Origin of the sequence: Paenibacillus sp. A3 (genome assembly GCF_001399685.1) — a bacterium.
Lineage (GTDB): Bacteria > Bacillota > Bacilli > Paenibacillales > NBRC-103111 > Paenibacillus_G.
In genome coordinates this window covers 43,285-69,453 of sequence record NZ_JTHN01000153.1, presented here as the reverse complement: position 1 = coordinate 69,453, position 26,169 = coordinate 43,285, and the positions used below count along the sequence as shown (strand labels likewise).

Here is a 26,169-nt window from a genome sequence, read left to right as displayed (position 1 = left end):
GTGGGGTATCCACTGGAGAAGCGATAGCGGCCGCCTTTGTCATCGGGAAATATCCGCTAATAAGTGGTTTCCAATCAAATTTCCCGATGACAACAGCGGTCGGAAGTGGATACCCCACCCCCACGTAACCTCTATTACCTCAATTTTTCAACAGGCTCTACCGTCCGCTTTACGTGGACGGTGCTTTCCGCTTCCTCCTACGATCCGAACTGCGCCTGATGAAGCCGGCTGTACACGCCTCCCGAAGCAACCCAGCTCGTCATGACGCCCCTGCTCGGTAACCCCTTCCTCGGTCACGACGACAATCCGGTCGGCGCTGCGGATCGTGGCGAGCCGGTGGGCGATGACGAGCGTCGTGCGGCCGACGGACAGCTCGGCGAGCGATTGCTGGATGGCCGCTTCCGTCTCGGTGTCGAGCGCCGAAGTCGCTTCGTCGAGAATAAGGATCGGCGGATTTTTGAGGAACATCCGCGCAATGGCGAGCCGCTGCTTTTGACCGCCGGACAGCTTCACGCCGCGTTCGCCGACGGGCGTCTGCAGGCCGAGCGGCAGCGAGCGGATGAAGTCCTCCAGCTTCGCCCGGCGGGCGGCGTCCCAGATTTCCGCATCCGTCGCGTTCAGCTTGCCGTAAGCGATATTGTCGCGCAGCGTGCCGGAGAATAGAAACACGTCCTGCTGCACGATCCCGATATGCTGCCGGAGCGACGAAAGCTTCATCTTCCGGATGTCCAAGCCGTCGATGGCAATGCTGCCGGATTCGATTTCATAGAAACGGGGCAGCAGGCTGCACAGCGTCGTTTTGCCCGCGCCGGACGGTCCGACGAAGGCGACGGTTTCCCCGGCCTGAATCGAAAGGTCGATATTTTTCAGCACCTTGGCGTGATCCTCGTACCCGAACGTCACCTTCTCGAAAAGGATATCCCCGCGTACCCGGTCAACCTTTACGGCATCCGGGGCATCGGCGACGTCCGGCTCCGTATCCATAATTTCGATAAACCGTTTGAATCCGGCCATCCCTTTCGGATAGCTTTCCAGGAACGCGTTGATCTTCTCAATCGGCTTGAAGAAAATATTGATCAGCAGCAAAAAGCCGACGAACTCCCCGTAAGACAGCTCCCCTTGAACGACGAACCAGGCGCCGCAGATCAGCACGAACAGCGAAATCAGCCGCATCAGCAGGTACATGCCGGAGGAGCTGACCGCGATGATTTTATAGGAGCGGAGCTTCGCCTCCCGGAAATTGCTGTTGCTCGTCATGAATTTGTCCATCTCGTGCTCCTCGTTCGTGAACGTCTGCACGACACGGATGCCGGTTACGCTGTCTTCCACCTGCGCGTTCACGTCGGCGATGTCCGAGAACATCCGCTTGGCGGCCTTAACGAGCTTCATATTGCAGACGACTATGAGCCAAATAAGCAGAGGCACGATCAGGAACGTGAGGCAGGCCAGCTTCCAGTTAATGAACAGCATCATCGTGAACGCGCCGCAAAGCGTCATGATCGCAATAAACACGTCCTCCGGGCCGTGATGGGCCATTTCGCCGATTTCGAACAAATCGTTCGTCATGCGCGACATGAGATGGCCCGTTTTGTTGTTGTCGAAGAAGCGGAACGACAGCTTCTGGATATGGCCGAACAGCTGCCGGCGCATGTCGAATTCGATGTTGATGCCGAGCCTGTGGCCCCAATACGTAACGATATACTGCAGCCCCGTACTGGCAAAATACAGCACAAGGAGGCCGGCGCACGCTGCGACGATCAGCCCCCAATCCTTGCCGGGCAAGAGCTTGTCGACGATCAGCTTGACCGCCAGCGGAAAGCAGAGCTCCAGCAGCGCGGCCAGCACGGCGCAGGAGAAGTCGAGCACGAACAGCTTCTTATATGGCACATAATAGCTGAAAAAACGGCGAACCATGTCCTCACACTCCAATAATCTTTTACGACGACGATTTTATTTTCAGGTGACATTATATAGTCGGATCAGTAACGGCACAAGAGAAAAAAACATTATAAACGCTTTCATCCTCCCGCTCGAAGGGCCAAATTCCGATTGACACCTTCGAAAGCGCGGTGGTACTATGAAAGTGTCAATTATATAAAACCTTGGTTTATTATATAAAACCAACTGCATTTTGGAGGAAGCATGGACAAGAAATATTGGGTACCTGCCCTCGAAAAATCCAACCTTGTGCTCCAAGCGATCTCGGAGCAGCCCTCCAGCCTGAAGTTGATCGATCTGTCGAAGCGGCTCGGGATCAACAAAAGCTCGATGTTTTCCCTGCTTGCCACGATGGAAGCGCTGGACTGGGTCGTACGGGAGGATGACGCGACGTATTCGCTAGGGTCTAAGCTGGGCTACATTGGAAACGCTTTTTTCAAGCAATTCAGCTTGATCGACCGGTTCCGCAAGGAAGCATCCGTCACCAAGCACGTCATCAAAGAGACGATTCAGCTGGCGAAGCTGGAACGGAACGAGGTGCTTTATTTGGCGAAGGAAGAGATGCCTTCCCCGGTGCGCTTATCGTCGGAGCCCGGGATCAAATATCCCGCTCACGCGACGGCGCTGGGCAAGGCGATGCTGGCCTGGGTCGCCGAGCCCGAGCTCGGGACGCTGTACGCTTCGGAAACGCTCGATCCGTGCTTGACGCCGCATACGCTGCAGAAGCGCTCCGACCTGGTTCGCCAGCTTGAGGACGTGCGGACGAACGGCTATGCGTTCGACTTGCAGGAAGCGGTCATGGGCTTCTGCTGTGTAGCCGCCCCGGTTCGTTCCGGCGACGGGAAGGTCGTCGCGGCAATCAGTTGCTCCATGTTCCAGCATGAATGGGAGGAGAAGCGCGAACTGGCCCGGCATGAAATATGTGCGCTCGCCGAGAGGCTGTCGCAGTATCAAACCACCACTTAACCGAAGGATGTGAACCCTGTGAGATTGCACAATAAGGTAACGCTCATTACCGGGTCTGGCTCGGGCATCGGGAAAAGCACGGCACAGCTGTTCGCCCGCGAAGGCGCGACGGTCATCGTCAACGATTTGGCGGAGGATAAAGGGCAGGAGACGGTCGAAGAAATACGTCAGATCGGCGGAAACGCGCTGTTCGTGCAAGCCGACGTGACGAATCCCGAGTCCGTTCAAGCGCTGGTGGATACCGTCATCTCCAAGTACGGCCGGATTGACGTGCTGTTCAACAATGCCGGCATCAGCGGCGTGGGGGCGATCCACGAAGTGGAGCCCGAGGCATGGGACCGCGTCATGACGGTCAATATCCGCGGCACGTTCCTGCCGTGCAAGTATGTCTTGCCGCATATGATGCAGCGCAAGGAAGGCTCGATCATTAACATGTCCTCCTGCATCGCCGAAATCGGGCTGGCGCGCAGGGCATCGTATTCCGCGACCAAAGGAGCCGTGCTGGCGCTGACCAAATCGATGCAGGTCGATTACGCGCCATACAACATCCGCGTAAACGCGCTGCTGCCGGGCACGATCCTGACGCCGTTCGTGGAAAATTATTTGCGGAACTCCTACGACAATCCGGAGGAAGCTTACGAATCGCTTAAAAAACGTCAGTTGAGCGGCGACCTGGGACGTCCGGACGACGTGGCCAAAGCGGCGCTGTTCCTCGCTTCGGACGAATCGAAATTCATGATGGGCTCCCCGCTGTATATCGACGGGGGCGTCGTATTCGGCAAAAACGCGTAACGCATCGTTTTAAGATCAGGCCTACAATAAGCCAAGGAGGCATATTCGAATATGAAACTGCTTACTTTTATCGAAGAGGGACAGGAACGGCTCGGCGTCAAGACCGACCGGGGCATCGTACATATCACTAAAGCGCTCGCAGCGGTCCCTGCCGGAAACGCAGACGTGCCGCAGACGGTGCACGAAGTCATCGAAGGCGGCCCTTTCGCGGTTACGGCGCTGCAAGCTTACGTGGACCAAGCGCTGGCAGCCGGCGGCAGCGAGGCGTATGTGCTGGACGAAGCGGGGATCACTTACGGCCCGTGCGTCCCGCATCCAAACAAAATCATCTGTGTCGGGTTGAACTACCGCAAGCATGCGGAAGAAACGAACGCGCCGATTCCGCAGTATCCGATCCTGTTCAACAAATTCAACAATACGTTGACGGGTCACGGACAGGACGTGCCGCTGCCGGTCAGCGTGACGAGCAAGGTAGACTACGAGGCGGAGCTGGTCATCGTGATCGGCAAGAAAGCCAAGTATGTCTCCAAAGAAGCGGCGCTGGATCACGTGTTCGGCTACTGCAACGTGAACGATTTGTCTGCCCGCGACCTGCAGATGCGCACCCAGCAATGGCTGCTCGGCAAGTCGTGCGACGGCTTCAGTCCGCTCGGGCCTTATCTGGTGACAGCCGATGAAGTCGGCGATCCAAACAACCTTGCCATCCGCTGCATCGTGAACGGCGAAGTGCGCCAGAACTCCAATACGTCGGACATGATCTTCCATTGTGACGAAATCGTCAGCTACATTTCGCAGCATATGACGCTGGTACCGGGCGACGTCATTTTGACCGGCACCCCGGAGGGCGTTGTCCTCGGATATCCGGAGGAGAAGCAGGTTTACCTGAAAGACGGCGACGTCGTCACGATTGAGATCGAGAAGTTGGGCTCGCTGACGAACCGCATGGTTAACGAGCAGGCGTAACGGCAGCGGACAAAAGGAGGAACGACGGATGGCAGGACCGATTATTGCAGGCGCGGACGCGCTCGTGATGGACCCGCGCGACCATGTGGCCACGGCGATCAAAGATTTGAAGCAGGGACAGCGGATCACCTTCCGGGTGCAGGAGCAAGTCCGGGAAGTAACGCTGCTGGACGACGTCCCGTTCGGACATAAAATTGCGATTCAAGACATCCCGGCCGGTACAGATATCCGCAAGTACGGCGAAGTGATCGGGCGGACGACCACCCAGATCCTTGCAGGGCAGCATGTTCACGTGCATAACGTGGAAGGCATCCGCGGTCGCGGAGATCAGGCGAAAGCGTGAGAAGCGAAGGGAGAACGAATACTCATGAATCACATGATGGGCTATAGAAGACCGAACGGCGACGTGGGCATCCGCAATCATTTGCTTATTATCCCGACCGTCATTTGCGCCAACCAAGTGTGTACCCGGATCAACCAGATGGTTCCGGACACGGTAGCGATTCCCCACCAGCACGGCTGCAGCCAGATCGGCGCGGACAAAGACCGCACCTTCGACGTGCTGGCGGGAACCGGCCGCAATCCGAACGTCGGCGGCGTCATCATCATCAGCCTCGGCTGCGAGGTCGTCGACCCGCATGCGCTGGCCGACGCGATACGCCCGACGGGCAAGCCGGTCGAAGTGTTCGACATTCAATCGGTCGGCGGTTCCGTGAAAGCGATCCAGCACGGGGTGGAAATCGCGCGGAAAATGCGCGCCCAGCTCGATGAAATGAAGCCTGAGCCAGTACCTTTCAGCGAGCTGATTATCGGGGTCAAATGCGGCGGCTCGGACGCGACCTCGGGGCTCGCTTCCAATCCGGCGCTCGGTGCGGCGGCCGATTCACTCATTCAGCAGGGCGGCGGTGTCGTGATCGGGGAAACGACGGAAATTATCGGCGCCGAGCATGTGCTCGCTTCGCGCTGCGCCGCACCGGACATTTCGGAGAAGCTGTACCATATCGTCGACCGCTTCGAGAAGGAAGTCGAGCGGATGGGCGCCGACATGCGGGGCGGCAATCCGAGTCCGGGCAATATTGCCGGGGGACTGACGACGATCGAGGAAAAATCGCTCGGCTGCATCAGCAAATGCGGCACCGCGCCGATCAAAGGCGTTATCGAGTATGCCGAGGACATTCCGAAGCACGGGCTTTATTTTATGGATTCGCCGGGCAACGACATCGAATGCGTCTCCGGGATGGCGGCAGGAGGCGCGCATCTGGTTTGCTTTACGACGGGACGGGGGACGCCTACCGGAGCTGCCGTCATTCCGGTCATCAAAATTACCGGCAACAAGCGGATGTTCGAGAGAATGTCGGACAACATGGACGTCGACGTCAGCGATATGCTGGAGGGCACGCTCAGCCTGGAGGAGGCAGGTCAGGTCGTCTGGGAAGAAATTCAAGCGGTCGCAAGCGGCAAGCTGACGAAGGCGGAAATTTTGGGCCATACCGAATTTAGCATCAACCGGATCGGACCGAGCTTATAAGCTTATTACACAACGGAGGAGGCAAGGATTTATGGGAAGATTGGCAGGACGGGTAGCGCTCGTCACAGGGGCCAGCCGGGGCATTGGAGAAGCGATTGCCCTTCGTTTGGCGGAGGAAGGCGCTCATATCGCCATTAACTTCACTTCCGAGCGTTCACGCCCGCTGGCAGAGAACGTGAAGAAGCAGGCGGAAGCGCACGGCGTCAAAGCGATGGTAGTTCAAGCGGACGTGGGCAGCAAGCAGCAGGTGGAAGACATGTTCCGGCAGGTGCAGGAGCAATTGGGCGATGTGGAAATTCTCGTCAACAACGCCGGGATCGCGCCGTTCGAGCCGTTCTTGAAATGTACGGAGGAGACGTGGGACCGGACGTATAATACGAACGTCAAATCGATCTTCCTCTGTTCGCAGTTGGCGGCGAAGTCCATGATCGCAAAGCGCTACGGCAAAATCGTCAACGTCTTGTCGACCGCCAGCCTCGTCGTCACGAGTCCGGTCATTCCGCATTACCAATCGTCCAAAGCGGCAGCGAACATGCTGACGAAGGGAATGGCGATCGAGCTTGGCAAGTACAACATTAACGTCAATGCGGTCGGCCCGAGCACGGTCGATACCGACATGTGCACGGACTATTTGGCCGACGATGCGATCCGGGCCAAAGAAATCGAAGCGAATCCGATGAAGCGTCTCGGCACCGCCCGCCAAATCGGGGATGCCGTGGTATTCCTGGCCTCCGAGGAAGCGATGCAGGTCAACGGCCATCTGCTGATGGTCGACGGCGGTCTGACCGTCAAAGCCGCCCAGCCGGAAGATCATATGGAGCACTAATAGCTGGCAAGAATTGAGCCCTCCGCAAGCCGGGGGGCTTTTTGGCACACCGCGCCATTGGAATATCCCCATGAGCAGCGCACCTAACGACTCTCCGTATTTCCTAATATATGTTTAAATATTACACGAAACGACACCAATCGACATCAAATCTAATAATCTCCTAATATTTAACTGAAACTTTTATAAATATTCGGAGCTATAGTAGAGATATCAAGCGGAGGTGATTGGTATGAAAGACATGCAGCTGCTTCATCAGGGGAAAGTTTACAAGGGGCAAGTGTCCTATGAAGGTTCGGACTTAATGGAGGTTTCCTGCACGGAGCCGTCCTCTTTTACAGGCGGGGAATCCGTCATCTGCTTTGATTTTCAGAAGAGAGTGCAAATGCGCGTGCTGCAGGTTTCCAAATCCAAGCTGATTTTAGTGCCGGCGGATTCGGAAATTTTCAATATACAAGCGAGACCGGATGCCGTACTGGACGATATGTACCGCGACGAGAATCTGGCGTTTCCCAGCTTCAAGCTGAATACGTACGGCACGCTGATCGACGATTTCCGCACGATGGCGGTTCGCTTTTGCCGGATCAGCCGTCTCGGGTTCGGATTTGAAATTAACGAGTTCTCCGTCAAAATGAACCATGTCTACGACACGATGATCATGTGCGACGAAGAAACGATTCATCCGAAGGTCGTGGTCCGGTACGCCCATATTCAAGAAAAAACGATCCGCTACGGCGCCGAAATTCATAGCATCTCGGCCAAAGACTTGAACAAGCTCCGCTTCTACATCGTGACGCAGCAGTTTATGGCGCAATAAGCGATCTTCCCGAAAAAACAATCCGGCTGTTCCGTTCAATCAAAGACGGAAGCAGCCGGTTTTTTTGTCGCGCGATTAGTTATGCAATTCTCTTCCTTGGACCCAGACGCGTTCAAGGTCAAGCTCCGGCGTGACGAGCAGCAGATCCGCCTGTTTGCCGGTTTCGATGCTGCCGGTTTCCTCCAGCAGCCCGAGCTGTTTCGCCGGGTTCCAACTGGCCATCCGGCTGGCTTCTTCGACGCTGACTCCGACCGTGCCCACCACATAGTGGAAGGCGCCAATCATCGTCAGCGTGCTGCCTGCGAGGCTGTCGCCGTCGCGAAGCCTCGCGACGCCGTCCTTCACCACGACGGCCAGACCGCCGAGTTCAAAATCGCCGTCCCCGAGACCCGCGGCGGACATGGCGTCGGTGATCAGCAGCAGATTGTCGCTGCGCTTCGTTTGGGTCAGCAGCCGGATGCAGGCCGGATGAACGTGGTGTCCGTCGGCGATGACCTCCGCGCAGATCTTGTCCTCGGTCAGCACGGCGCCGACAACGCCGGGCTCGCGGTGGTGCAACCCTTTCATCGCGTTGAACGTATGCACGGCATGGCTCAGCCCATGCTTGACCGCTTCGCCGATTTGCGCATAGGTCGAATCGGTATGTCCGCAGGCGACGACGATGCCTTGTCCGGCAAGGAAGGCAATGACCGGCAAAGCTCCTTCGGTTTCCGGAGCAAGCGTAACGAGACGAATCAAGCCCGGATAGCGGCTGGTCCAATCCTTCACCCATTCGAGCTTCGGCGTGACGATAAAGTTCGGATTTTGCGCGCCGGGCCATTTCGGACTGATGAACGGTCCTTCCAGATGCACGCCGGCCAATTGCGCGTACGGCATCCCTTTTTCCCGGTACGCCTTGACGCTCTCCAGCACTTGGCCGATCGCTTCGGGAGAGCCGGTTACCGTGGTCGCCAGCATCGTGGTCGTCCCGTGGCTGGAGTGAAAGCGGGTAATATTTTCAAGCGATTCGATCGTTCCGTCCATGAAGTCGCTGCCGTAGCCGCCGTGCACATGCACGTCGATGAAACCGGGCAGAAGCCAGCTTCCGCGGGCGTCGATTTTCGTGCCGGCCGCTTCGGCCAGCGCTTCGTTCAGCTCGGCCATCGAGCCGAGCGCTTCAATTTTACCGTCCTTGACCGCGGCATACCCGGCAGGAATCACTGCATCCGGTGTGACAACTTTGGCGTTAACGATCAGGGTATCCCATGCTTCGCGACTCATTTTAACAGGCCTCCTGCTTCGGAATCCAACAATACGACCACGTGCGGATGCGTCTGCAGCAGCGAGGCCGGGCAATCCGTCGTGATCGGGCCTTGCAGCGCCCGTTGTACGATTTCTGCCTTATCCGCGCCGCGGACGACGAGCAGAATCATTTTCGCTTTCAAAATCGTTCCGACGCCCATCGTCAGGGCGTGCGTCGGCACTTGCTCCGGCTTGTCGAAAAACCGTGCATTCGCATTACGCGTCGATTCTTTCAGCTCCACGAGATGCGTGCCGCCTTCGAGCGTAACGTCCGGCTCGTTGAAGCCGATGTGCCCGTTATGGCCGAGGCCTAGCAATTGCAGGTCGATCTGCCCGTACTGCTCCAGCAGGCTGTCGTAGCGGGTGCATTCCGCCTGAAGATCCGGTGCGATTCCGCTTGGAATATGGCATTGCTGCGGGGGAATGTCGACGAGACCGAGCAGGTGCTCCTGCATGAACGTATAATAGCTGGCCGGATGCCCCGGCTCGAGACCGACGTATTCGTCAAGATTGAACGCCGTCGCTTTGGCGAAGCTGACCAGCCCTTGCCGGTGCGACTCGACAAGCTCCCGGTAAATGCCGATCGGCGTGCTGCCTGTCGCAAGACCGAGCACGGCTCTCGGATTCGTTTGCAGCAGTCCGGTAATGATGCCGGCGCCGGCTTTGTTCAATTCTTCTTGCGTGCGGAAAGTTAAAATGTTCATGGCTCATCTCCCTTTTTCTTTGCGGTATTTTTTCACTTCTTGAAACGATTGCTCCAGAAGCGGAACATAATCGTCAAAGTGCAAGCTGAGCAGAGCGGTAAACAAGATGTCCACCACGTGCAGCTGAGCGATCCGCGAAGCCATATCCCCGCGGCGCATGCCTTCCTCCAGCGAGGATGCGTACAGCCGGATGTCCGCAAGCTGCGAAATCCGGTTGGCGCCGAACTTGGTCAGCGAAATCGTCGTGGCTCCCCGCTCCTTGGCGCACAAGAGGGCGTCGAGCGTCTCGGGGGTTTCGCCGGAATAGGAGAAAGCGAACGCCACATCACCCTCGCCGAGGCTCGTCGCCGACGTAATCTGCATGTGGGAATCGGACCAGTGCTGCGCCATTTTGCCGATGCGCACCAGCTTTTGCTGGCAATCGTACGCGACCATCCCCGAGGTCGCCATCCCGTACAGATCGATGCGCCGTGCGTCATGCAGCGCATCCACCGCCCGCTGGACCTCCGTGAGGTCGAGCTGCCGCGTCGTATCCGAGATTGAACGGAGATGGTTCGTTTCAATCGCCTGGGCGATGCTGTGAAGCGTGTTCCCCGCGACAATGTCCTGGTAGGAAGGCTTCGCCGGAACAGGCTGGACGAGCTCGGCGGACAGCTTCATGCGAAAATCCCCATAGCCCTTGAACAGCAAGCTGCGGCAAAAACGGGACACCGTCGCAGCGCTCGTTCCCGAGCGTCCGGCCAGCTCCGTAATGCTCAAATGAACGGCCTCGTGGGCATGCTCCAAAATGAATTGCGCGAGAATTTGTTCCTTCGGATTCATGTGGTGCTGCTGTTCCCGTAAGGCTTGCAGAATACCGGACATCAGATCACCTGTTTTGCAAAGATTTTGTAAATCATTTTCTTCATACCGATAAAAATGATGAAAAATATTTTCTTCTTCATCATAGCCAATATCACTAGTTTTCGCAACTGTTTTCGGCCTAAACCCGGCAGCGTCTAACGACTTGCAAATCCTTGCGGTTGGAGGAACCGGTTTCTAAAATTATGACAATATTCACCCACAGGGGCAGTAAAATAAGGTAAAATAAAGTAATAGCCTCATAGAGCAATCCCTGTGATTTGTACGGAAGGAGTGAAGCACAAGTGAATGTTGTCGACCGGGTCGACGTTTCAGATTTTTATTTTCATGCAAGCTTCAAAAGAAAAGGAATGCTTTGGATTCTCGCAATCATCGTCTGCCTCAGTCTGCTGCTGTCGCTTCCGGGACGCAGTCAGGCGTACGGTCAGGACGGGTCGAATACGATGTTCGTTTCCGTATCCTCCTCTTATTCGCATACCGTTGCCGTTCGGGAGGACGGAACCGTATGGACATGGGGGGCGAACGATTTCGGGCAGCTCGGCTACGATACCGGCGGGGCCGACCAACCGTATCCGCGGCAGGTTCCGGGGATCACGAACGCCTCGGCGGCCGCTGCCGGCGGCAATCCGACGGAGAGCGCCAAAAGCGCGTTTACATTGGTGCTGACCAGCGAAAACGGGGTCAAAAGAGTGAAGGCCTGGGGAAGCAACAACAAGTATCAGCTTGGCGACGGGACGACGAACGGAAGAACCGCTCCCGGGAACGTCAAGCTTGGCGCGGGCTATGACCTGGAGGCGGAACCGGTAGCGGGCATGGCCGCCGGTTACGATCACGCTGCGTTGCTGTTCGCCGACGGAAAAGTAGCGGCGTGGGGCGACAATACCTACGGGCAATTGGGCAGCGGGGATCAGGCGCCAAGCGGTTTTCCGGTTTTTGTGAAAAACAAGGAGGGCACAGGGGATCTCACGGGGATGAAAGAGATCGCTTTAGGCGCTTACCACAGCTTGGCCCGGTCGACAGACAAAACCGTGCTGGCCTGGGGCCGCAACAACAAAGGACAGCTCGGCGACAACACGACGACCGACAAGCGCTTGCCGGTGGAGGTGGTCCGGTCGGAAACGTTAGGCGACATGCTGACGAACATTTACGGCATTTCGGCGGGGAACGAGCATTCGGTCGCCAAGGGCGACGGGCAGAGCGTCTACGTTTGGGGCAGCAACGAGCATGGGCAGTTGGGCATCGGCCCGACCGTAGGCCATCGAAGCTACGCCAGCCGCATGATAACGGAGAGCGGCAATCCGGTCGGAGACGCGAGGGGCGCGGCGGCCGGCGGCGATCATACGCTGCTCATTCGCGGGGACGGAGAGGCTGCTCCGCGCACGTTGTACGTCACAGGGCTTAACGATTTCGGGCAGGCCGGTCGTCCGGATCGTTCCAACGCTGCCTATCCGATTGCGGTTCCGCTGCCGGGGACCGGAGGTTCCGGAACGGGAACGGGGCAAATCGACGGCATTGTCGGCGGAGCGAAAGCGACCTATGTGCTCTCAAGCGAAAACAAGCTGTACGGTTTGGGAGATAACCGCCGCGGCCAGCTCGGAACGGGGAAAACGATGGCTCCGGAGTACAGCGCGGCCCCAATCGAACTCGATTTGTCCCCAATCAAGTCATTGACCGCAACGAACGGAATTCCCGTTCAAAAAGTAACTAACCGTGAAGGTACGGGAGCCTACAGCCTTCGTCTTCCTCGCGAAACGAATGCTGTGGCCCTCGATATGGTGCTGAGCCATTCCGGGATGACCGTCGAAAAAGTTTCAGCGGGCTCCTCCGGCGCAACGACATCTTATTCCGGAAACCGGCTTTCCATCGGGCAACTGCCTGTTGGGAAAAGCAGCATTACGTTCGAAGTGGCCGACTCAGTTACCGGAACCAAGGTTCCTTATGAAATTACGATTGTGAGGCAGCCCGCCGCGGGCGATTCCTTAACGTTGTTGTCTGTTGGCGACATCGTTACCTACGCCGGAAAGCAATGGCTGATGATAGACCCTGCGCGCCGGATCATGGTCTTGAAGCCGGGGACGCAGGTCGCCAGCCAATATTGGAATAATGCCTATAAAAGCAATATATTTAATGCCGACAATCCGGCTCATCGCTTCGATCCGGCAGCGGAAGGCTCCGTAGGCAAGTATTTGAACCAGGATTTTTACAACAGCCTGGGCGAAACGAAGCGATGGATTGCCGCTTCGCCGTTCGATATCAAGACCTATGACTTTGTGAACTATCAACTGGTGGAAAAGGGTTCGTTTACCGTTAACGCGAATGTCGGACTTTTGAGCAAAGATCAGTTTGCCAAATTATCAGGACTCATAAATCCCAAGCTGCTTTCCGGTCACTGGTTGATCAATCCGCTGAACGATGCTCAAGCGAACAAAGCGTATCCGCTGTTTGTCAACGCCGAGGGCGAGGCGTGGTTCGATAACCGGGATCAGGAGGACAACGGCACGCGTTCGGTGCTGCCGGTGATCGCTCTGAAGGAAGGCGTCGTGCTAACGGGCGGATCGGGTTCGGACGGGCAGCCGTATGAAATCACCTTGAACGAGATGAGCATTTCGTACGCCAACGCTCCCTTGACCTACAAACCGGATACCCGGACGTACTCGCAAAGCGTGCCCGGGAATGTGACTCAAGTGCAGCTCGGCGTTACGCTGTACGATCCGAATGCGACGTTCTATGTCCCGTCCACGGTGACCGGGGTAACCTACGACGTGTACGGGCGGACGATTACGGTATCGGATCTCATCGAGAACCAGACGAGATCGTTTTCCGTTGTCGCGAAAATCGGGAGCGGCTTTACAAGCAGCTTCCATGTGGAGGTCACCCGGCAATCCGGTCCATCCGGGAATACGGTTCTTCGTTCCGTAACTTACAATTCGGCTCCGCTTGTACGGGTCGCAGCCGATCAATATCTGTTAACCGTTGGTCCCGAGACGGACGCCGTAAGCTTGCAGATCGTTCCGGACGATCCGAAGGCACAGCTGGCGCTTAGAAATCAGCAAGCCAACGTCGAATGGAGCGGCGGCATGCTGCATGCAAAATCGCTCATTTTGGGACAAAGGCTTCCCGTCGAGCTGCAAGTGACGGCCGAGAACGGAAATACGGCATTATACACCATCTTTATCGACCGGGTAAGACCTCATTTACCGGTCGTCACCGATTTGGATTCGGCTATGAAAGCGATCCGCGCTCAAACGGACGTTACCGGCGAAGGCAAGTTCGACCGGGACGATGTGCTCTTTATTTTGAAGATGATTCATCCGGTTTACATGAAAGTGCCGGATTCCTCAAATTCGCTTGCCCCATAAACTGAAAACGGCCGTTTCCCGTGCAGCGATGCATAGGAAACGGCCATATTGTCGTTGCTAAAATGCCGCGATTAATCTGTAAACAGCTTCCGCAAATTGTCCCCGTATGGAGCCCGGACGATGCCTTTTTCCGTTATAATGGCGGTCACGTACTCGTTCGGCGTCACGTCGAACGCCGGGTTGAACACCTTCACGCCCTGCGGCGCGGTGCGCTTGCCGAACCCTTGCGTAATCTCGTCCTCGTGCCGCTCCTCGATCGGAATATCGGCTCCGGTCGGCGTGTTCAGGTCGATCGTCGACATTGGGCACGCGACGTAGAACGGAATGCCGTGGGCTTTGGCCAGCACGGCGACGCTGTAGGTGCCGATCTTGTTGGCGACGTCGCCATTGGCGGCTACGCGGTCGGTACCGACGATGACCGCCTGTACCCAGCCCTTCGCCATGACGGCGCCGGCCATGTTGTCGCAGATGAGCGTCACGTCGACACCCGCCTGCTGCAGCTCGAACGCCGTCAAGCGCGCTCCCTGCAATACCGGACGGGTTTCGTCCGCGAACACTTTAAGCGTGATGCCTTTCTCCAGCGCCAGGTACATCGGCGCCAGCGCCGTCCCGTACCTGGCCGTCGCGAGGCCGCCCGCGTTGCAGTGCGTGAGGACACCCATGCCGTCCTCGAACAAAGACAGCGCGTGCTCGCCGATCAAGCGGCACGTTTCCTCGTCCTCGGCCTGGATGGCCCGGGCCTCGTCCAGCAGCGCTTGCTGCGCGCTCTCCACCGTCGTCTCCTCCGGTGCGGCTGCGCCAAGCAGCGCCTCGGCCCGCGCCCGCATCCGGTCCAGCGCCCAGAACAAATTCACCGCCGTCGGACGCGACGTTGCGAGGTAATCGCATTGGCGGTTCACCTCCGCCAACAGCGCGTCCCGGCTTCCGGAGAAGCTCCGTACGCCGAGGTAGACGCCGAACGCCGCCGCGATCCCGATGGCCGGCGCGCCGCGGACGGCAAGCTGCTTGATCGCATCCCAGACTTGCTCAGAGGTCGTCAGCTCCAAATAGACGATTTCGTCCGGCAGGAGCCGCTGGTCGAGCAGATCCAAGCGGTCCTCCAGCGAATTCCAACGGACCGATTGCAGCCAGTCCGCTTGTTTGGTTTGTTCCGTAGTCATGGTACAGCACTCTCCTTTATCTATTTCACGGCCTTCTCGGCGATTTCGATCATTTCTTCGATGGAAGACCCCTGCCGGTTATATTTAATGAGCGACGTCCCGATGGCGAGCGCCAGCCGCTGGGCGCGCTCTTTAGCCGCTTCGTCTTGAATTTGATTGATGTCGGCCACCTGCGCCAGGCCGTGCACGCGGCGCACCATCTTGCTGCCGGTGAAGCCGAACGTGTCGCGCAGCACTTCTTTCATGTACCAGTCCTGATAGCCCGGCGTCCGTGCGATCCGGTCGTTACCATGCTCGTTCCACAGCGCCCGGAACTCGCGGTCGAACGTCTCCCATACGTCGCGGATTGTGCCCGTCAAGTAGCCGCGGAAATCTTGGCGCGAAGCCTCGTCCTCGCCCCAGCCTTCCTGCGCGGCGAAGTTCAGCAGCAGATTGGCGAGAACCGCGCCGATATCGAAGCCCATCGGACCGTAGTATGCGAACTCCGGGTCGATGACCTTGGTCGAATCCGGCTTGATGAAGATGCTGCCGGTATGCAGATCGCCGTGCAGCAGCGATTGGGCATGGGTCAAAAACTTCTCGCGAAGAATCGCCACTTCCAGATGAAGCCCGGTATCCTGCCAGATGGCCGCAACGGCGTCGCGAATGGCCGGAGGAACGTTATTGTTCGGCGAATCCGTATACGGATCGTCAAAAATCAGGTCCTCGGTAATTTTGCACAGCTCCGGGTTGATGAACCGTTTGACCCGTTCTTTTTTCTCCTGTTGGTTCATGCCGAGATCGGACGTGTAAAAAAGAGTACGGGCCAAAAACATTCCAATATGCCCGGCGAACAGCGGGTATTTGTTCCGCTCGATCAAGCCTCTGCGCATAATCGTATGGTCGCTCAAATCCTGCATGACCGTAAGCGCCAAGTCCGGCTCATAAGCGTATACATGCGGGACAAGGTCGGGGCATAGCGATTCCTGTATCATCAGCGCTTCGCTCTCGATCCGGGCGCGGTCCAAGGTCAGCGGCCACGATTCGCCTACGACTTTGGCATAGGGGAGCGCTTGCTTTAAAATGATGCTTTTCCCGGTGGAAGGCTCCGAAATATGGAACACCAGATTCAAGTTGCCGTCCCCGATTTCGCGGCTCGCGAGCTCGGAATCGGGTTGAAACAGGTCGGGCAAACTTCTTGCATATTCGATAGCTTCCGATTCCGTCAGCGGATGATATGCGGACATGGGATGAATTCCTCCTTTTTCCATATGAAAACTGCCATTCTCTTAGTATAAATCAATTTGGTTTGCGTTGGAATAGAGGAAATGTGTTTTCCGAACACGCGATTTGTCAGGTCCGGGCCGTGTCTTTTACAAAATGTTCATACCCCGATAATATGGCTTTAACGCTAGGGGATACAATAAAGGTAAATACGCGGAGCTGGAGGTTTTTGATATGGAGAAACTGCTCGGTAAATTGCTGTTGGTTGCGTCGTGCTTCGCCATCCTGTGCGTGCTCGGGTGGACCTCGTCGGAAAATCCGTCCGTAGCTCTGAATGCCAATCCTTTAAAAGCGAGTCACGAGCAGCACCAACGAATCTCGGCTTCAAATTATTATGTACAGAACGGAAACTGATCGAGCGAACGATTGCATAGGTAAAAGGGGAGGCATGGGCGCCTTCCCTTTTTGTTTGCCGGAGCAAAAGCCCGGAGGCTACTCCGTTCTTCTGCGATGCTCCACCAAGTCAATGGCTCCCAGCACGACGTGTGCGAGCCCAAACCCGACGACCGCCGCGGCCGCCATCGGATATTTGTTTCGCATCGCGGCGCCGGATGCTGCGACAGCTGTACCGAGAACGGTTGGAATCAACCTTCGCGCATAGCTCTTCAGTCTCCTCGCAGCGGATTTGAATGATGTAGCGTTTTTAGCATCGATTTTTGCGATCGTTTTTATGCTCTTTCGGAATTGCAATGTTTTGGCTGGAAATCTATAATAGCGTAAACGAATGGCAAAACTTACAAGGGAGGAAAGCGCAAGAGATGATACCGCAAGGACAGGCGGTCGGACTGAAGGAATGGGCCGTGGCCGTCGAGGCTTTGAAGCAGGGGAAGCAAATCCTGATTATGCGCAAAGGCGGCATCCGCGAGGAAACCCGGGATTTTCAAGTGGAATCGGATAGCTTTTATTTGTATCCGACCTACGAGCACCAGCGTAAAGAGCTGATCAAGCCGGAGTTCGCGGATCGGGTGGACGACCGGGCGCCGGAATGGAGCGGCGAGCAAGCGGAGATCGGATGCTACGCCGAGCTTGCCGAGGATATCCTGATCGAGACCGAGGAACAGCTCGCCAGGTTGAAGCCGTTTCACATCTGGACGGACCGGCTTGCCGAAGAGAGGCTAAAATGGAAGCGGACGAAGCCGCTGCATGTTATGCTGCTCAGGGTTTATGCGCTGGACGAGCCTGTGCGCATTCCGGTGCTGAACGAATATAATGGCTGCAAGTCTTGGATCGGGCTTCCCGAATCGCTGCATGGGGCTCCACGCCGGCCGGTGCTGACGGACGAAGCTTTTGTGATGGAGGCCAACCGGATTCGGGAGGCGCTTGAGCAAAAATAGTTCCGGGGAATCCGCGGACGGGACTTTCTTGATTTTGCATATTGAGATATAATATTATTATTGAGAATCATTGATAATCAGTTTGTAATGATTATCAATAAAGAATAATTAAAACTCGGAGGCACGAAACTATGGCAAACGTACCGCATTTTACTATAGACGGTTTGAAAGCGACTGTCGAGGGCAAAGAGATTTTGAAAGGTCTCAGCTTGACGATTAAGGGCGGCGAAGTGCATGCGATCATGGGTCCAAACGGAACGGGCAAAAGTACGCTGGCGTCCACCCTCATGGGCCACCCGAAATACGAAGTGACGGAAGGCAGCGTGACGCTGAACGGCGAGGACGTGCTTGAGATGGCGACCGACGAAAGAGCGCGTGCCGGCCTGTTTCTTGCGATGCAGTATCCGAGTGAAATTACCGGGGTGACGAATGCGGACTTCCTGCGCAGCGCGATTAATGCCCGCCGCGAGGAAGGCAGCGAAATTTCGCTGATCAAGTTCATCCGCCAGATGGAAGCGAAAATGAAGGAGCTGGAGATCAACCCCGAGTTCATGCACCGCTATTTGAACGAAGGCTTCTCCGGCGGCGAGAAGAAACGCAACGAAATCCTGCAAATGATGATGCTGGATCCGAACATTGTTATTCTTGACGAGATCGACTCCGGTCTCGATATCGACGCGCTGCGTATCGTGGCGACGGGCGTGAACGCGATGCGTTCCGAAGAGCGCGGCTTCCTGATCATCACCCACTACCAACGCCTGCTGAACTACATCACCCCGGACTACGTTCACGTTATGATGCAAGGACGCATCGTGAAATCCGGCGGACCGGAGCTGGCTCAGCGTCTGGAAAACGAAGGTTATGACTGGGTCAAAGAAGAGCTTGGAATCGTGGACGAGCGGGTAGGCCAGGACGAAGAGGAATTCAAGATTCCGATGAATACGACGGCTCCGAAATACTAAGCTATCGAAAGGGAACAGGAGGATTAACCATGAGTACACAAACCGTTCTTCCGATCGATCGCGCAAGCTTGGTAGAGCTGTCCAAAGCGAGACAAGAGCCGGAGTGGATGACGACTCTGCGCGGGCAAGCGCTGGAGCTTGCCGGAACGCTCGAATTGCCGACATTGGAGAAAACAAGAATCGACCGTTGGAACCTCGCTTCCTTCGGAACCTATAAAGCGGGCGCCAAGCTCGCATCGCTCGAAGAGCTGCCGGCCTCTGCCAAGAGCCTGCTGCAGAACGACGGGCAAGGGCACCCGGATAATCTGATCGTACAGAAAAACTCGGGCGTCGTGTACAGCAGCGTCTCCGAGACGTTGAAGCAGCAGGGCGTCGTGTTTACGAGCCTCGAAGAAGCGCTCCAAACCCACGGCGAGCTGGTACAGAAATATTTTATGTCTGTCGTAGGCAAGGACGAAAACCGCCTGACGGCGCTGCATACGGCGCTTTGGAGCGGCGGCGTGTTCCTGTACGTTCCGAAAAACGTGCAGGTGGAAGTACCCGTTCAAGCTCTGTTCGTGACGGACGACGCCGAAGCGAGCTTTTCGCCGCACGTCTTGATCGTTGCCGAGCAGCATGCGTCGGTGACTTACGTCGACAACTTCGTTTCCGAAGGCAGCTTGAACGGCCTTGTGCAAAACGGCGTTGTGGAAGTCGTCGTCAAGCCTGGCGCCAAGGTAACCTTTGCCTCGGTTCATAATTTGAACGAATCGGTTACCGACCTGACGTACCGCCGCGCACTCGTAGAGAACGACGGAAGCATCGAGTGGATCGTCGGCGAGATGCATTACGGGAACGCGATGTCGGATACGACGTCGATTTTGAAAGGCAATGGCTCCACCTCCGATGCGAAGGTGATCTGCGTCGGTACCGGCGAGCAGAAGCTGAACGTGTCCACCCGGGCGGTTCACTTCGGCAAAAGCTCCGACAGCCAGATGATTACCCGCGCAGTTATGCGTGACGGGGCAACGGCGATCATCAACGGCATTACCAAAATCGAGAAGGGCGCGACCAAAGCGAACGGCGAGCAAACGGAAAAAGTGCTGATGCTCAGCCCGAAAGCGCGCGGCGACGCCAACCCGATTCTGCTGATCGACGAGGACGACGTTACGGCGGGCCATGCGGCCAGCGTGGGTCAAGTGAACCAAGAACAGGTATACTATATGATGTCGCGCGGCGTTTCGCGTGAAGAAGCCGAACGGCTGATCATTTACGGCTTCCTGGCACCGGTGGTGTCTCAAATTCCACTGGAGCAGATCGCGTCACAGCTGCAGCTTCTTGTGGAAAGGAAGCTGGGACAATGAATACGGCGGACATACGCAGTCAATTTCCCATTCTTCACCAGGATGTGAACGGACATCCGCTCGTTTATCTGGACTCGGCAGCCACATCGCAAAAGCCGGTGTCGGTTATCGAAGCCGTCAAACGCTATTACGAGCTTGATAATGCGAACGTGCACCGCGGCGTTCACACGCTCGGCTCCCGCGCAACGGACGCTTATGAAGGCGCGCGCGAGAAGGTGCGCCGCTTCATCAACGCTTCGTCTACGGAAGAAATCATCTTTACCCGCGGGACGACGACGGCGATCAACTTGATCGCCTCGAGCTATGCGCGGGCCGTATGCGGCGAAGGGGACGAAATCGTCATTACGCCGATGGAGCACCACAGCAATCTCATTCCATGGCAGCAGGTCGCGAAAGCGACCGGCGCTGTCTTGAAATACATTCCATTGCAGCCGGACGGTACGATTCATCTGGCGGATGTGGAAAAAACAATTACCGAGCGCACCAAAATGGTATCGGTTGTTTACGTGTCCAACGTGCTCGGTGTTGTTAACCCGGTGAAGGAAATCGCGGAAATCGCCCATCGCCACGGCGCCAAAGTGATGGTGGACGGCGCACAAAGCACGCCGCACCTCAAAGTGGACGTGCAGGCGCTGGGCTGCGATTTTTATGCGTTATCCGGTCACAAGATGTGCGCTCCTACCGGAATCGGCGCGCTTTACGGCAGGAAAGAGCTGCTGCTGGAAATGGAGCCGATCGAATTCGGCGGCGAAATGATCGACCATGTCGGCTTGTACGACTCTACTTGGAAAGACCTTCCATGGAAGTTCGAAGGCGGCACGCCGATTATCGCGGGCGCCGTCGGCCTGGGAGCGGCAATCGATTTCCTCGAAAGCATCGGTTTGGATGCCGTAGAGAAGCATGAGAAGCAGCTGACGGCTTACGCGATGGAACGGATGCTGCAAATCGATGGCTTAACGGTCTACGGTCCGCAGCAAAATCGTGCGGGGCTGATCACGTTCAACTTGGACGACGTGCATCCGCATGACGTGGCCACCGTGCTCGACGCCGACGGGATCGCCGTCCGTGCCGGCCACCATTGCTGCCAGCCGCTGATGCGCTGGCTGAATGTCACGGCAACCGCCCGTGCGAGCTTCTATCTGTACAATACCGAAGCCGATGTAGACCGGTTGGTCGCTTCCCTTATTAAAACAAAGGAGTACTTCGGCTATGCAATTGGATGATTTATACCGCAGAGTCATTATGGATCATTACAAAAACCCCCGCAACCGCGGCACTTTCGAGAATCAGTCCGTCAGTATCGATCTGAACAACCCGACCTGCGGCGATAAAATCCAGCTTCAAATGCAGGTCGAGGACGGCAAGGTCAAGGCGGCCAAATTCGTAGGCGAAGGCTGTTCGATCAGCCTTTCTTCCGCTTCGATGATGACGGAGGCCGTAAAAGGCAAGACGTTGGAAGAGGCGCTGGAAATGGCCGAGAAATTTTCCGGCCTCATGAAAGGCGAGCCTGTGGAATTCGAATACGAAGATCTGGAAGCTTTGTCCGGCGTAAACAAATTCCCAGCCCGGATCAAGTGCGCGACATTGGCTTGGAACGCGCTGCGCAAAGGAATCGACCAAGTGAACACCAACAAATAAGGAGGTACGGTACCCATGGCAAAGAAAATGCCCGAGATGGAAGAATATAAATATGGGTTTCGCGACGAGCACAAAGCCGTGTTTCAGAGCGGAAAAGGCTTGACCCGTGAAATCGTGACCGAGATTTCCAGAATGAAAGGCGAACCGGAATGGATGCTGGAGTTCCGCCTGAAGTCGCTGGAACAGTTTTTGAAAATGCCGATGCCGCGTTGGGGCGGCAATATGGACGATCTGGATTTCGACGACATTCAATACTACGTGAAGCCTTCCGAGAAGCAGGGGAAAACGTGGGAAGAAGTGCCGACCGAAATCAAAGAAACGTTCGACAAGCTCGGTATCCCGGAGGCGGAGCAGAAGTTCCTGGCGGGTGTATCCGCCCAGTACGAGTCCGAAGTCGTTTATCACAGCATGCAGAAGGATCTGGAAGAGCAAGGCGTGCTGTTTATGGACACGGACACGGCGCTTAAAGAGCACCCGGAAATTTTCAAGAAGTATTTCGGGACGATCATTCCTCCGAGCGACAATAAATTCGCCGCACTGAACAGCGCGGTATGGTCCGGCGGCAGCTTCATCTACGTGCCGAAGGGCGTGAAGGTGGAAATTCCGCTGCAGGCTTACTTCCGGATCAACTCGGAAAACATGGGACAGTTCGAGCGTACGCTCATCATCGCCGACGAAGGCAGCTTCGTGCATTACGTCGAAGGTTGTACGGCTCCGGTCTACAGCACGAACTCGCTGCACAGCGCCGTCGTCGAGATCATCTGCCTCAAAGATTCCCGCGTCCGCTACACCACGATTCAGAACTGGGCGCCGAACATTTACAACCTGGTTACGAAGCGTGCGGTTGCGGAAGAAAACGCGACAATGGAATGGGTCGACGGTAACATCGGCTCCAAGCTGACGATGAAATATCCTGCGGTTGTGCTGAAAGGCCGCGGCGCGAAAGGCATGGTGCTTTCCATCGCCGTAGCGGGTAAAGGCCAGCATCAGGATGCCGGTGCGAAAATGACGCACTTGGCGCCGGACACGACATCGACGATCGTATCCAAGTCGATCAGCAAGCACGGCGGCAAAGTGACGTACCGCGGCTTGGCTTCGTTCGGACGCAACTCGGAAGGGTCCAAGGCGAACATCAAGTGCGATACGCTCATTATGGATAACGAATCGACGTCCGATACGATTCCATACAATGAAATCATGAACGACAACATTACGCTGGAGCACGAAGCGACCGTCTCGAAAGTATCCGAAGATCAGCTGTTCTACCTGATGAGCCGCGGATTGACGGAAGCAGAAGCGACGCAAATGATCGTTATGGGCTTCATCGAGCCGTTCACGAAAGAACTGCCGATGGAATATGCGGTCGAAATGAACCGTCTCATCAAGTTCGAGATGGAAGGCTCGATCGGCTAAGTTTTAATTTTCGGGGAAGCATGCAATACGTGTCCGCGACGACGTTTACGCTTAGGTGTAACGTCGCCCGGATACGTATTTTTTTTAGGACGAATGAGGGAGAGAAATGGACAAAATTCAATACCTGTCACAATTCAATCTGCTGAACTCGCTGTCGATGGAAGATTTGGTCGAAATGGATCAATTAACTTCAATAACAACGGTTGGGAAAAGTCAGTATATCCAAACACCGGATACTTTTGCCGAGGGGCTTTACTTTGTGAAGAAAGGGAAGGTCCGCCTGTACAAGCTTAACGCTGAAGGCAAGCAGTTCACTCTGGACATCTTAAGCGAAGGGAACGTATTCGGCGAAATGGCCGGAATTTCATTTGGCACACGGGAGCTATACATAGAAACGGTAGAAGAATCTCATATTTGCTTGATGAATAAGGATAGATTCGAGAGTTTTTTAGTTCATCATCCCCGCTTTATGATGAACTTAATGAAAGTATTGAGCGAACGGATGATCGATATGAGCAATTTGGCTCAAAATCTGGCACTTGCGAAGCTGCATGATAAAATTTTGTTTATTCTTGTTAAGCTTTTCGATCAGTTTGGAGTCACGGAGGATTGCGAGTTTTACAAAATCGATATTCCTCTTTCCCATCAAGAAATCGCTAATTTCGTCGGCGCAACCCGAGAGGCCGTCACGGCAGCCTTGCAGGATCTTGTGAAAGAACAAGTGATTAAGACCGGATTCAAAACAATCTACATTCATCGAGGCAAGCTTTCGGAAAGGAGCATCATGTAAGGCTTCCGGCTGCAGTTGTAAACTGGATTACATCTTTCCCTTAAGAAAAAGAAGTATCGTATAAAGGCTAAAACCTATACGATATGGAGAGATGATCTCATGGAAAAGATGCCGTTTCACACATTGCAATCTGAATTAGAAGCAGCGACGGTACAAATGAAGCAGATGCTCCCTCAAGCAGTGCTGGATGCGTTCGAAATGTCGATCCGGGAGCTTCGGGAATCCGGTGTTGGTACAGGATTGGAGCTTGGAATTCAAGCGCCTGACTTTACTTTGATCGATCACATAGGGAACGAGATCACGTTGTCCGAGGAAACGGCTAAAGGTCCCGTTGTTCTTATCTTTTACCGCGGCGGATGGTGTCCCTTCTGCAACTTGCAGCTGCTGGCCTATCAGCGAATATGGAAAGACATTCAAGCAGCCGGCGCTCAGCTCATTGCAGTCAGTCCCCAAACTCCGGATCAATCCATACTCCTCAACGAAAAGCACCGATTCAGCTTCCTGCTCTTAAGCGATGTGCGTAATCAAGCAGCGGAGAAATACAATCTGAAATTTAAAATGCCCGATCATTTGCACGACATCTACAGGTCGCTAGGCATTACACTGGATGCCTTTAACGGAGATCATTCATGGGAACTTCCTGTACCGGCTACTTTTGTTATCGATAAAAATCGAATCATCCGTGCGGCGCAGGTGGATGCAGATTACAAAAAACGCATGGAGCCTGCCGAAATCATACAGATTTTGAACTCGATTTCGTCGTAGCAGGGGGTAGCGATGGATCAGGAAAAGACAGTTATTATATCCGACGTGATTTTACAGCGGAAGGGAGCTCGAAAGGCTGCCGATATCCCGAAAGCCGTGATTCAACTGCTGCAAAGGGGGGAGCTGCAGACCGTCAATCTTACGGAGTGGCTGGCTATCGATCATCTCAAGCTGTTGCGGCATATACTCTGCACGCTCGAATTGCATAAAGAGTCGGATGAGATGTTATCCGGTTTGGAACGATTGAACCAAAAGAAGATTATGAGTATAATCCCCGCCATTGCGAGAAAGTGGCTTAGCCTGTTGGACCATGTACCGGAAAAGGAAGGCTTTCGAATCTTCCATGCATTAGCTGACCATCGTTCAGACAGCGTGCGCTGTTGGGCGGCTTATATGATCGGATTGGACGAACGATTAACGGTCATGCAGAAACTAACAGGCATTCGTCCGTTTGCTGCCGATTCCCATTTTGGCGTGCGCGAGATGGCCTGGATGGCGGTCAGGGAATCGATTTCTAACGAATTATTGCAAGCCATCGATATTCTGCATGAGTGGGTGCGCGATGAGGATTCGAATATCCGAAGGTTTGCCGTAGAATCGCTCCGTCCGCAAGGCGTTTGGGCCAAGCACCTTTCCGTATTGAAAGAGCAGCCTCAATTGGCGCTTTCGCTTTTGGAGGAGGTCAAGTCAGACCCGGTCAAATATGTTCAAGATTCGGTGGGAAATTGGCTGAACGATGCCGGTAAAACGAATCCGGACTGGGTGCGTCGGATATGCGATGCATGGCTGGAAGCTTCGGATACGAAAGAGACGAAACGAATCGTGGCCAGGGCGACAAGAAGCTTACTGAGAAAATCGAAGGAGTAACTGCTTTAAACTGAAAATGAAAAACCTCCATCGCCACCTTAACGAGCAAAGCGGCTATGGAGGTTTTGATGTTTAATTATAGCCCAGATAGGCAACGACAGTGAAATCACCCGGTGAGTCTAAGACAAGTCTATACTGTCCGTCGGGCTGATTCGAAGCCAAAGGAATCTTGAGACGCGCATATTGACCGGCCACAATGGTTCCTGTCGAGTTGCTGCCTACCAGCACATCTCCGGTCGGGGTAACCCGGTACAGCTTAAAATTAACCCCGAGGCTGATCTGCCCGACGTTTATGAAGTTGCCTTCGATATAAATATTGCCATGGGCTTGGACCGGCGCCCAAGTATCGTTGCCAGTACCCGGTCCGCTCGAGGCCGCCAGACCAGAGGAAGCAAAACTGAACAGCAGGACAAGCACGAAAGCGATAGACGCGATTTTTCTTTTCATACCATCTCAAGCTCCTTTTTTCATAGAATGAATTCCACATGCGTTGGTTCATTTGTTCCAGGCGGATGGTCCTCAACGTTTTGAATTCGCTTTCAATTTGGATTTTGCCGGTTAGCCGAACACCTCCCAATAGTAGAGTCATTGGGATATTC

25 protein-coding genes and 1 pseudogene are annotated in these 26,169 nt (G+C 55.3%); 18 read left to right on the top strand and 8 right to left on the bottom strand.

The window, feature by feature from the left end; translation table 11 throughout:
• Positions 1-197 precede the first annotated feature (197 nt).
• Positions 198-1,914 (bottom strand): annotated as a pseudogene (locus tag QJ48_RS23130) (ABC transporter ATP-binding protein).
• A gap of 228 nt (positions 1,915-2,142) precedes the next feature.
• Between QJ48_RS23130 and QJ48_RS23125 the strand changes: the two are divergent.
• The 7 genes from QJ48_RS23125 (at position 2,143) to QJ48_RS23095 (ending at position 7,830) form a co-directional block, all read left to right on the top strand.
• Positions 2,143-2,904, top strand: a complete 762-nt coding sequence (locus QJ48_RS23125; protein WP_054975837.1) for an IclR family transcriptional regulator — start codon at positions 2,143-2,145, stop codon at positions 2,902-2,904.
• 18 nt (positions 2,905-2,922) lie between these two features.
• The gene (locus QJ48_RS23120) at positions 2,923-3,696 is read left to right on the top strand and encodes an SDR family NAD(P)-dependent oxidoreductase (RefSeq protein ID WP_054975836.1); all 774 of its coding nucleotides are present in this window, start codon (positions 2,923-2,925) and stop codon (positions 3,694-3,696) included.
• 51 nt (positions 3,697-3,747) lie between these two features.
• On the top strand, positions 3,748-4,659 hold the full coding sequence (locus tag QJ48_RS23115) for a fumarylacetoacetate hydrolase family protein (RefSeq protein WP_054975835.1): 912 nt from the start codon (positions 3,748-3,750) through the stop codon (positions 4,657-4,659).
• A gap of 28 nt (positions 4,660-4,687) precedes the next feature.
• Positions 4,688-5,002 (top strand): UxaA family hydrolase, encoded by a 315-nt coding sequence (locus QJ48_RS23110; RefSeq protein ID WP_054975834.1) that lies wholly within the window; start codon positions 4,688-4,690, stop codon positions 5,000-5,002.
• A 24-nt stretch (positions 5,003-5,026) separates the two neighbouring features.
• Positions 5,027-6,187, top strand: coding sequence for a UxaA family hydrolase (locus QJ48_RS23105; RefSeq protein ID WP_054975833.1), 1,161 nt, complete (start codon positions 5,027-5,029; stop codon positions 6,185-6,187).
• A 31-nt stretch (positions 6,188-6,218) separates the two neighbouring features.
• Complete coding sequence (locus tag QJ48_RS23100; RefSeq protein WP_054975832.1) at positions 6,219-7,013, top strand: SDR family NAD(P)-dependent oxidoreductase; 795 nt, start codon at positions 6,219-6,221, stop codon at positions 7,011-7,013.
• Positions 7,014-7,245: 232 nt separating this feature from the next.
• The gene (locus tag QJ48_RS23095; RefSeq protein ID WP_054975831.1) at positions 7,246-7,830 is read left to right on the top strand and encodes a hypothetical protein; all 585 of its coding nucleotides are present in this window, start codon (positions 7,246-7,248) and stop codon (positions 7,828-7,830) included.
• A 75-nt stretch (positions 7,831-7,905) separates the two neighbouring features.
• Here QJ48_RS23095 and nagA read toward each other — a convergent pair whose 3' ends face one another.
• The 3 genes from nagA to QJ48_RS23080 are packed head-to-tail and all read right to left on the bottom strand — an operon-like array spanning position 7,906 to position 10,679.
• On the bottom strand, positions 7,906-9,090 hold the full coding sequence (nagA, locus tag QJ48_RS23090) for an N-acetylglucosamine-6-phosphate deacetylase (protein ID WP_054975830.1): 1,185 nt from the start codon (positions 9,088-9,090) through the stop codon (positions 7,906-7,908).
• Entirely contained in the window at positions 9,087-9,815 is a 729-nt protein-coding gene (nagB, locus tag QJ48_RS23085; protein ID WP_054975829.1) for a glucosamine-6-phosphate deaminase, read from the bottom strand. Before nagB ends, nagA begins: the two co-directional genes overlap by 4 nt.
• Positions 9,816-9,818: 3 nt before the next feature.
• Complete coding sequence (locus tag QJ48_RS23080) at positions 9,819-10,679, bottom strand: MurR/RpiR family transcriptional regulator (protein ID WP_054975828.1); 861 nt, start codon at positions 10,677-10,679, stop codon at positions 9,819-9,821.
• 281 nt (positions 10,680-10,960) lie between these two features.
• On the opposite strand from QJ48_RS23080, the gene QJ48_RS23075 reads away from it, so the two are divergent.
• Positions 10,961-14,035 carry a hypothetical protein gene (locus tag QJ48_RS23075; protein ID WP_054975827.1) on the top strand — a complete coding sequence of 1,025 codons (3,075 nt, stop codon included), beginning with the start codon at positions 10,961-10,963 and terminating at the stop codon, positions 14,033-14,035.
• 71 nt (positions 14,036-14,106) lie between these two features.
• On the opposite strand, the gene mtnA is transcribed toward QJ48_RS23075, so the two are convergent.
• Positions 14,107-15,195 carry an S-methyl-5-thioribose-1-phosphate isomerase gene (gene mtnA / locus QJ48_RS23070; protein ID WP_054975826.1) on the bottom strand — a complete coding sequence of 363 codons (1,089 nt, stop codon included), beginning with the start codon at positions 15,193-15,195 and terminating at the stop codon, positions 14,107-14,109.
• Positions 15,196-15,215: 20 nt separating this feature from the next.
• The gene (gene mtnK / locus QJ48_RS23065; protein WP_054975825.1) at positions 15,216-16,421 is read right to left on the bottom strand and encodes an S-methyl-5-thioribose kinase; all 1,206 of its coding nucleotides are present in this window, start codon (positions 16,419-16,421) and stop codon (positions 15,216-15,218) included.
• A gap of 211 nt (positions 16,422-16,632) precedes the next feature.
• On the opposite strand from mtnK, the gene QJ48_RS23060 reads away from it, so the two are divergent.
• Positions 16,633-16,812: a hypothetical protein gene (locus tag QJ48_RS23060; RefSeq protein ID WP_054975824.1), complete on the top strand. Its 180-nt coding sequence runs from the start codon at positions 16,633-16,635 to the stop codon at positions 16,810-16,812.
• A 78-nt stretch (positions 16,813-16,890) separates the two neighbouring features.
• On the opposite strand, the gene QJ48_RS23055 is transcribed toward QJ48_RS23060, so the two are convergent.
• Positions 16,891-17,046, bottom strand: coding sequence for a hypothetical protein (locus QJ48_RS23055; protein ID WP_054975823.1), 156 nt, complete (start codon positions 17,044-17,046; stop codon positions 16,891-16,893).
• A gap of 170 nt (positions 17,047-17,216) precedes the next feature.
• Here QJ48_RS23055 and QJ48_RS23050 point away from each other — a divergent pair, with 170 nt between their 5' ends.
• From QJ48_RS23050 to QJ48_RS23010, 9 genes are all read left to right on the top strand, one after another.
• Positions 17,217-17,792, top strand: a complete 576-nt coding sequence (locus QJ48_RS23050; RefSeq protein ID WP_054975822.1) for a DUF1802 family protein — start codon at positions 17,217-17,219, stop codon at positions 17,790-17,792.
• A 131-nt stretch (positions 17,793-17,923) separates the two neighbouring features.
• The gene (sufC, locus tag QJ48_RS23045; protein WP_054975821.1) at positions 17,924-18,754 is read left to right on the top strand and encodes a Fe-S cluster assembly ATPase SufC; all 831 of its coding nucleotides are present in this window, start codon (positions 17,924-17,926) and stop codon (positions 18,752-18,754) included.
• Between the two features lie 29 nt (positions 18,755-18,783).
• Positions 18,784-20,097, top strand: a complete 1,314-nt coding sequence (gene sufD, locus QJ48_RS23040; RefSeq protein WP_054975820.1) for a Fe-S cluster assembly protein SufD — start codon at positions 18,784-18,786, stop codon at positions 20,095-20,097.
• Positions 20,094-21,320 (top strand): cysteine desulfurase, encoded by a 1,227-nt coding sequence (locus QJ48_RS23035; protein ID WP_054975819.1) that lies wholly within the window; start codon positions 20,094-20,096, stop codon positions 21,318-21,320. The genes sufD and QJ48_RS23035 overlap by 4 nt, the downstream gene beginning before the upstream one ends.
• Positions 21,307-21,735 (top strand): Fe-S cluster assembly sulfur transfer protein SufU, encoded by a 429-nt coding sequence (gene sufU / locus QJ48_RS23030; protein WP_010492177.1) that lies wholly within the window; start codon positions 21,307-21,309, stop codon positions 21,733-21,735. The genes QJ48_RS23035 and sufU overlap by 14 nt, the downstream gene beginning before the upstream one ends.
• A 15-nt stretch (positions 21,736-21,750) precedes the next feature.
• A complete protein-coding gene (sufB, locus tag QJ48_RS23025; RefSeq protein WP_054975818.1) occupies positions 21,751-23,148 on the top strand; it encodes a Fe-S cluster assembly protein SufB in 1,398 nt (465 codons plus the stop codon).
• Between the two features lie 106 nt (positions 23,149-23,254).
• The gene (locus QJ48_RS23020; protein ID WP_054975817.1) at positions 23,255-23,938 is read left to right on the top strand and encodes a Crp/Fnr family transcriptional regulator; all 684 of its coding nucleotides are present in this window, start codon (positions 23,255-23,257) and stop codon (positions 23,936-23,938) included.
• Positions 23,939-24,037: 99 nt separating this feature from the next.
• Complete coding sequence (locus QJ48_RS23015; RefSeq protein WP_054975816.1) at positions 24,038-24,703, top strand: peroxiredoxin-like family protein; 666 nt, start codon at positions 24,038-24,040, stop codon at positions 24,701-24,703.
• Between the two features lie 12 nt (positions 24,704-24,715).
• Positions 24,716-25,570, top strand: a complete 855-nt coding sequence (locus QJ48_RS23010) for a DNA alkylation repair protein (protein ID WP_193394483.1) — start codon at positions 24,716-24,718, stop codon at positions 25,568-25,570.
• Positions 25,571-25,642: 72 nt separating this feature from the next.
• Here QJ48_RS23010 and QJ48_RS23005 read toward each other — a convergent pair whose 3' ends face one another.
• On the bottom strand, positions 25,643-26,017 hold the full coding sequence (locus tag QJ48_RS23005) for a hypothetical protein (RefSeq protein WP_054975815.1): 375 nt from the start codon (positions 26,015-26,017) through the stop codon (positions 25,643-25,645).
• Positions 26,018-26,169: the final 152 nt, after the last annotated feature.

Excerpts from the sequence above, each read along its gene's own strand:
- QJ48_RS23110 (WP_054975834.1), top strand. The coding sequence starts at position 4,688 with ATGGCAGGACCGATTATTGCAGGCGCGGACGCGCTCGTGATGGACCCG.
- QJ48_RS23020 (WP_054975817.1), top strand. The coding sequence starts at position 23,255 with ATGGACAAAATTCAATACCTGTCACAATTCAATCTGCTGAACTCGCTG.
- nagA (WP_054975830.1), bottom strand. The coding sequence starts at position 9,090 with ATGAGTCGCGAAGCATGGGATACCCTGATCGTTAACGCCAAAGTTGTC.
- sufB (WP_054975818.1), top strand. The coding sequence starts at position 21,751 with ATGGCAAAGAAAATGCCCGAGATGGAAGAATATAAATATGGGTTTCGC.
- sufC (WP_054975821.1), top strand. The coding sequence starts at position 17,924 with ATGGCAAACGTACCGCATTTTACTATAGACGGTTTGAAAGCGACTGTC.
- QJ48_RS23060 (WP_054975824.1), top strand. The coding sequence starts at position 16,633 with ATGGAGAAACTGCTCGGTAAATTGCTGTTGGTTGCGTCGTGCTTCGCC.
- QJ48_RS23080 (WP_054975828.1), bottom strand. The coding sequence starts at position 10,679 with ATGTCCGGTATTCTGCAAGCCTTACGGGAACAGCAGCACCACATGAAT.
- QJ48_RS23005 (WP_054975815.1), bottom strand. The coding sequence starts at position 26,017 with ATGAAAAGAAAAATCGCGTCTATCGCTTTCGTGCTTGTCCTGCTGTTC.
- QJ48_RS23125 (WP_054975837.1), top strand. The coding sequence starts at position 2,143 with ATGGACAAGAAATATTGGGTACCTGCCCTCGAAAAATCCAACCTTGTG.
- mtnA (WP_054975826.1), bottom strand. The coding sequence starts at position 15,195 with ATGACTACGGAACAAACCAAACAAGCGGACTGGCTGCAATCGGTCCGT.
- nagB (WP_054975829.1), bottom strand. The coding sequence starts at position 9,815 with ATGAACATTTTAACTTTCCGCACGCAAGAAGAATTGAACAAAGCCGGC.
- sufD (WP_054975820.1), top strand. The coding sequence starts at position 18,784 with ATGAGTACACAAACCGTTCTTCCGATCGATCGCGCAAGCTTGGTAGAG.
- QJ48_RS23050 (WP_054975822.1), top strand. The coding sequence starts at position 17,217 with ATGATACCGCAAGGACAGGCGGTCGGACTGAAGGAATGGGCCGTGGCC.
- QJ48_RS23015 (WP_054975816.1), top strand. The coding sequence starts at position 24,038 with ATGGAAAAGATGCCGTTTCACACATTGCAATCTGAATTAGAAGCAGCG.
- mtnK (WP_054975825.1), bottom strand. The coding sequence starts at position 16,421 with ATGTCCGCATATCATCCGCTGACGGAATCGGAAGCTATCGAATATGCA.
- QJ48_RS23095 (WP_054975831.1), top strand. The coding sequence starts at position 7,246 with ATGAAAGACATGCAGCTGCTTCATCAGGGGAAAGTTTACAAGGGGCAA.
- QJ48_RS23100 (WP_054975832.1), top strand. The coding sequence starts at position 6,219 with ATGGGAAGATTGGCAGGACGGGTAGCGCTCGTCACAGGGGCCAGCCGG.
- QJ48_RS23010 (WP_193394483.1), top strand. The coding sequence starts at position 24,716 with ATGGATCAGGAAAAGACAGTTATTATATCCGACGTGATTTTACAGCGG.
- QJ48_RS23035 (WP_054975819.1), top strand. The coding sequence starts at position 20,094 with ATGAATACGGCGGACATACGCAGTCAATTTCCCATTCTTCACCAGGAT.
- sufU (WP_010492177.1), top strand. The coding sequence starts at position 21,307 with ATGCAATTGGATGATTTATACCGCAGAGTCATTATGGATCATTACAAA.
- QJ48_RS23105 (WP_054975833.1), top strand. The coding sequence starts at position 5,027 with ATGAATCACATGATGGGCTATAGAAGACCGAACGGCGACGTGGGCATC.
- QJ48_RS23115 (WP_054975835.1), top strand. The coding sequence starts at position 3,748 with ATGAAACTGCTTACTTTTATCGAAGAGGGACAGGAACGGCTCGGCGTC.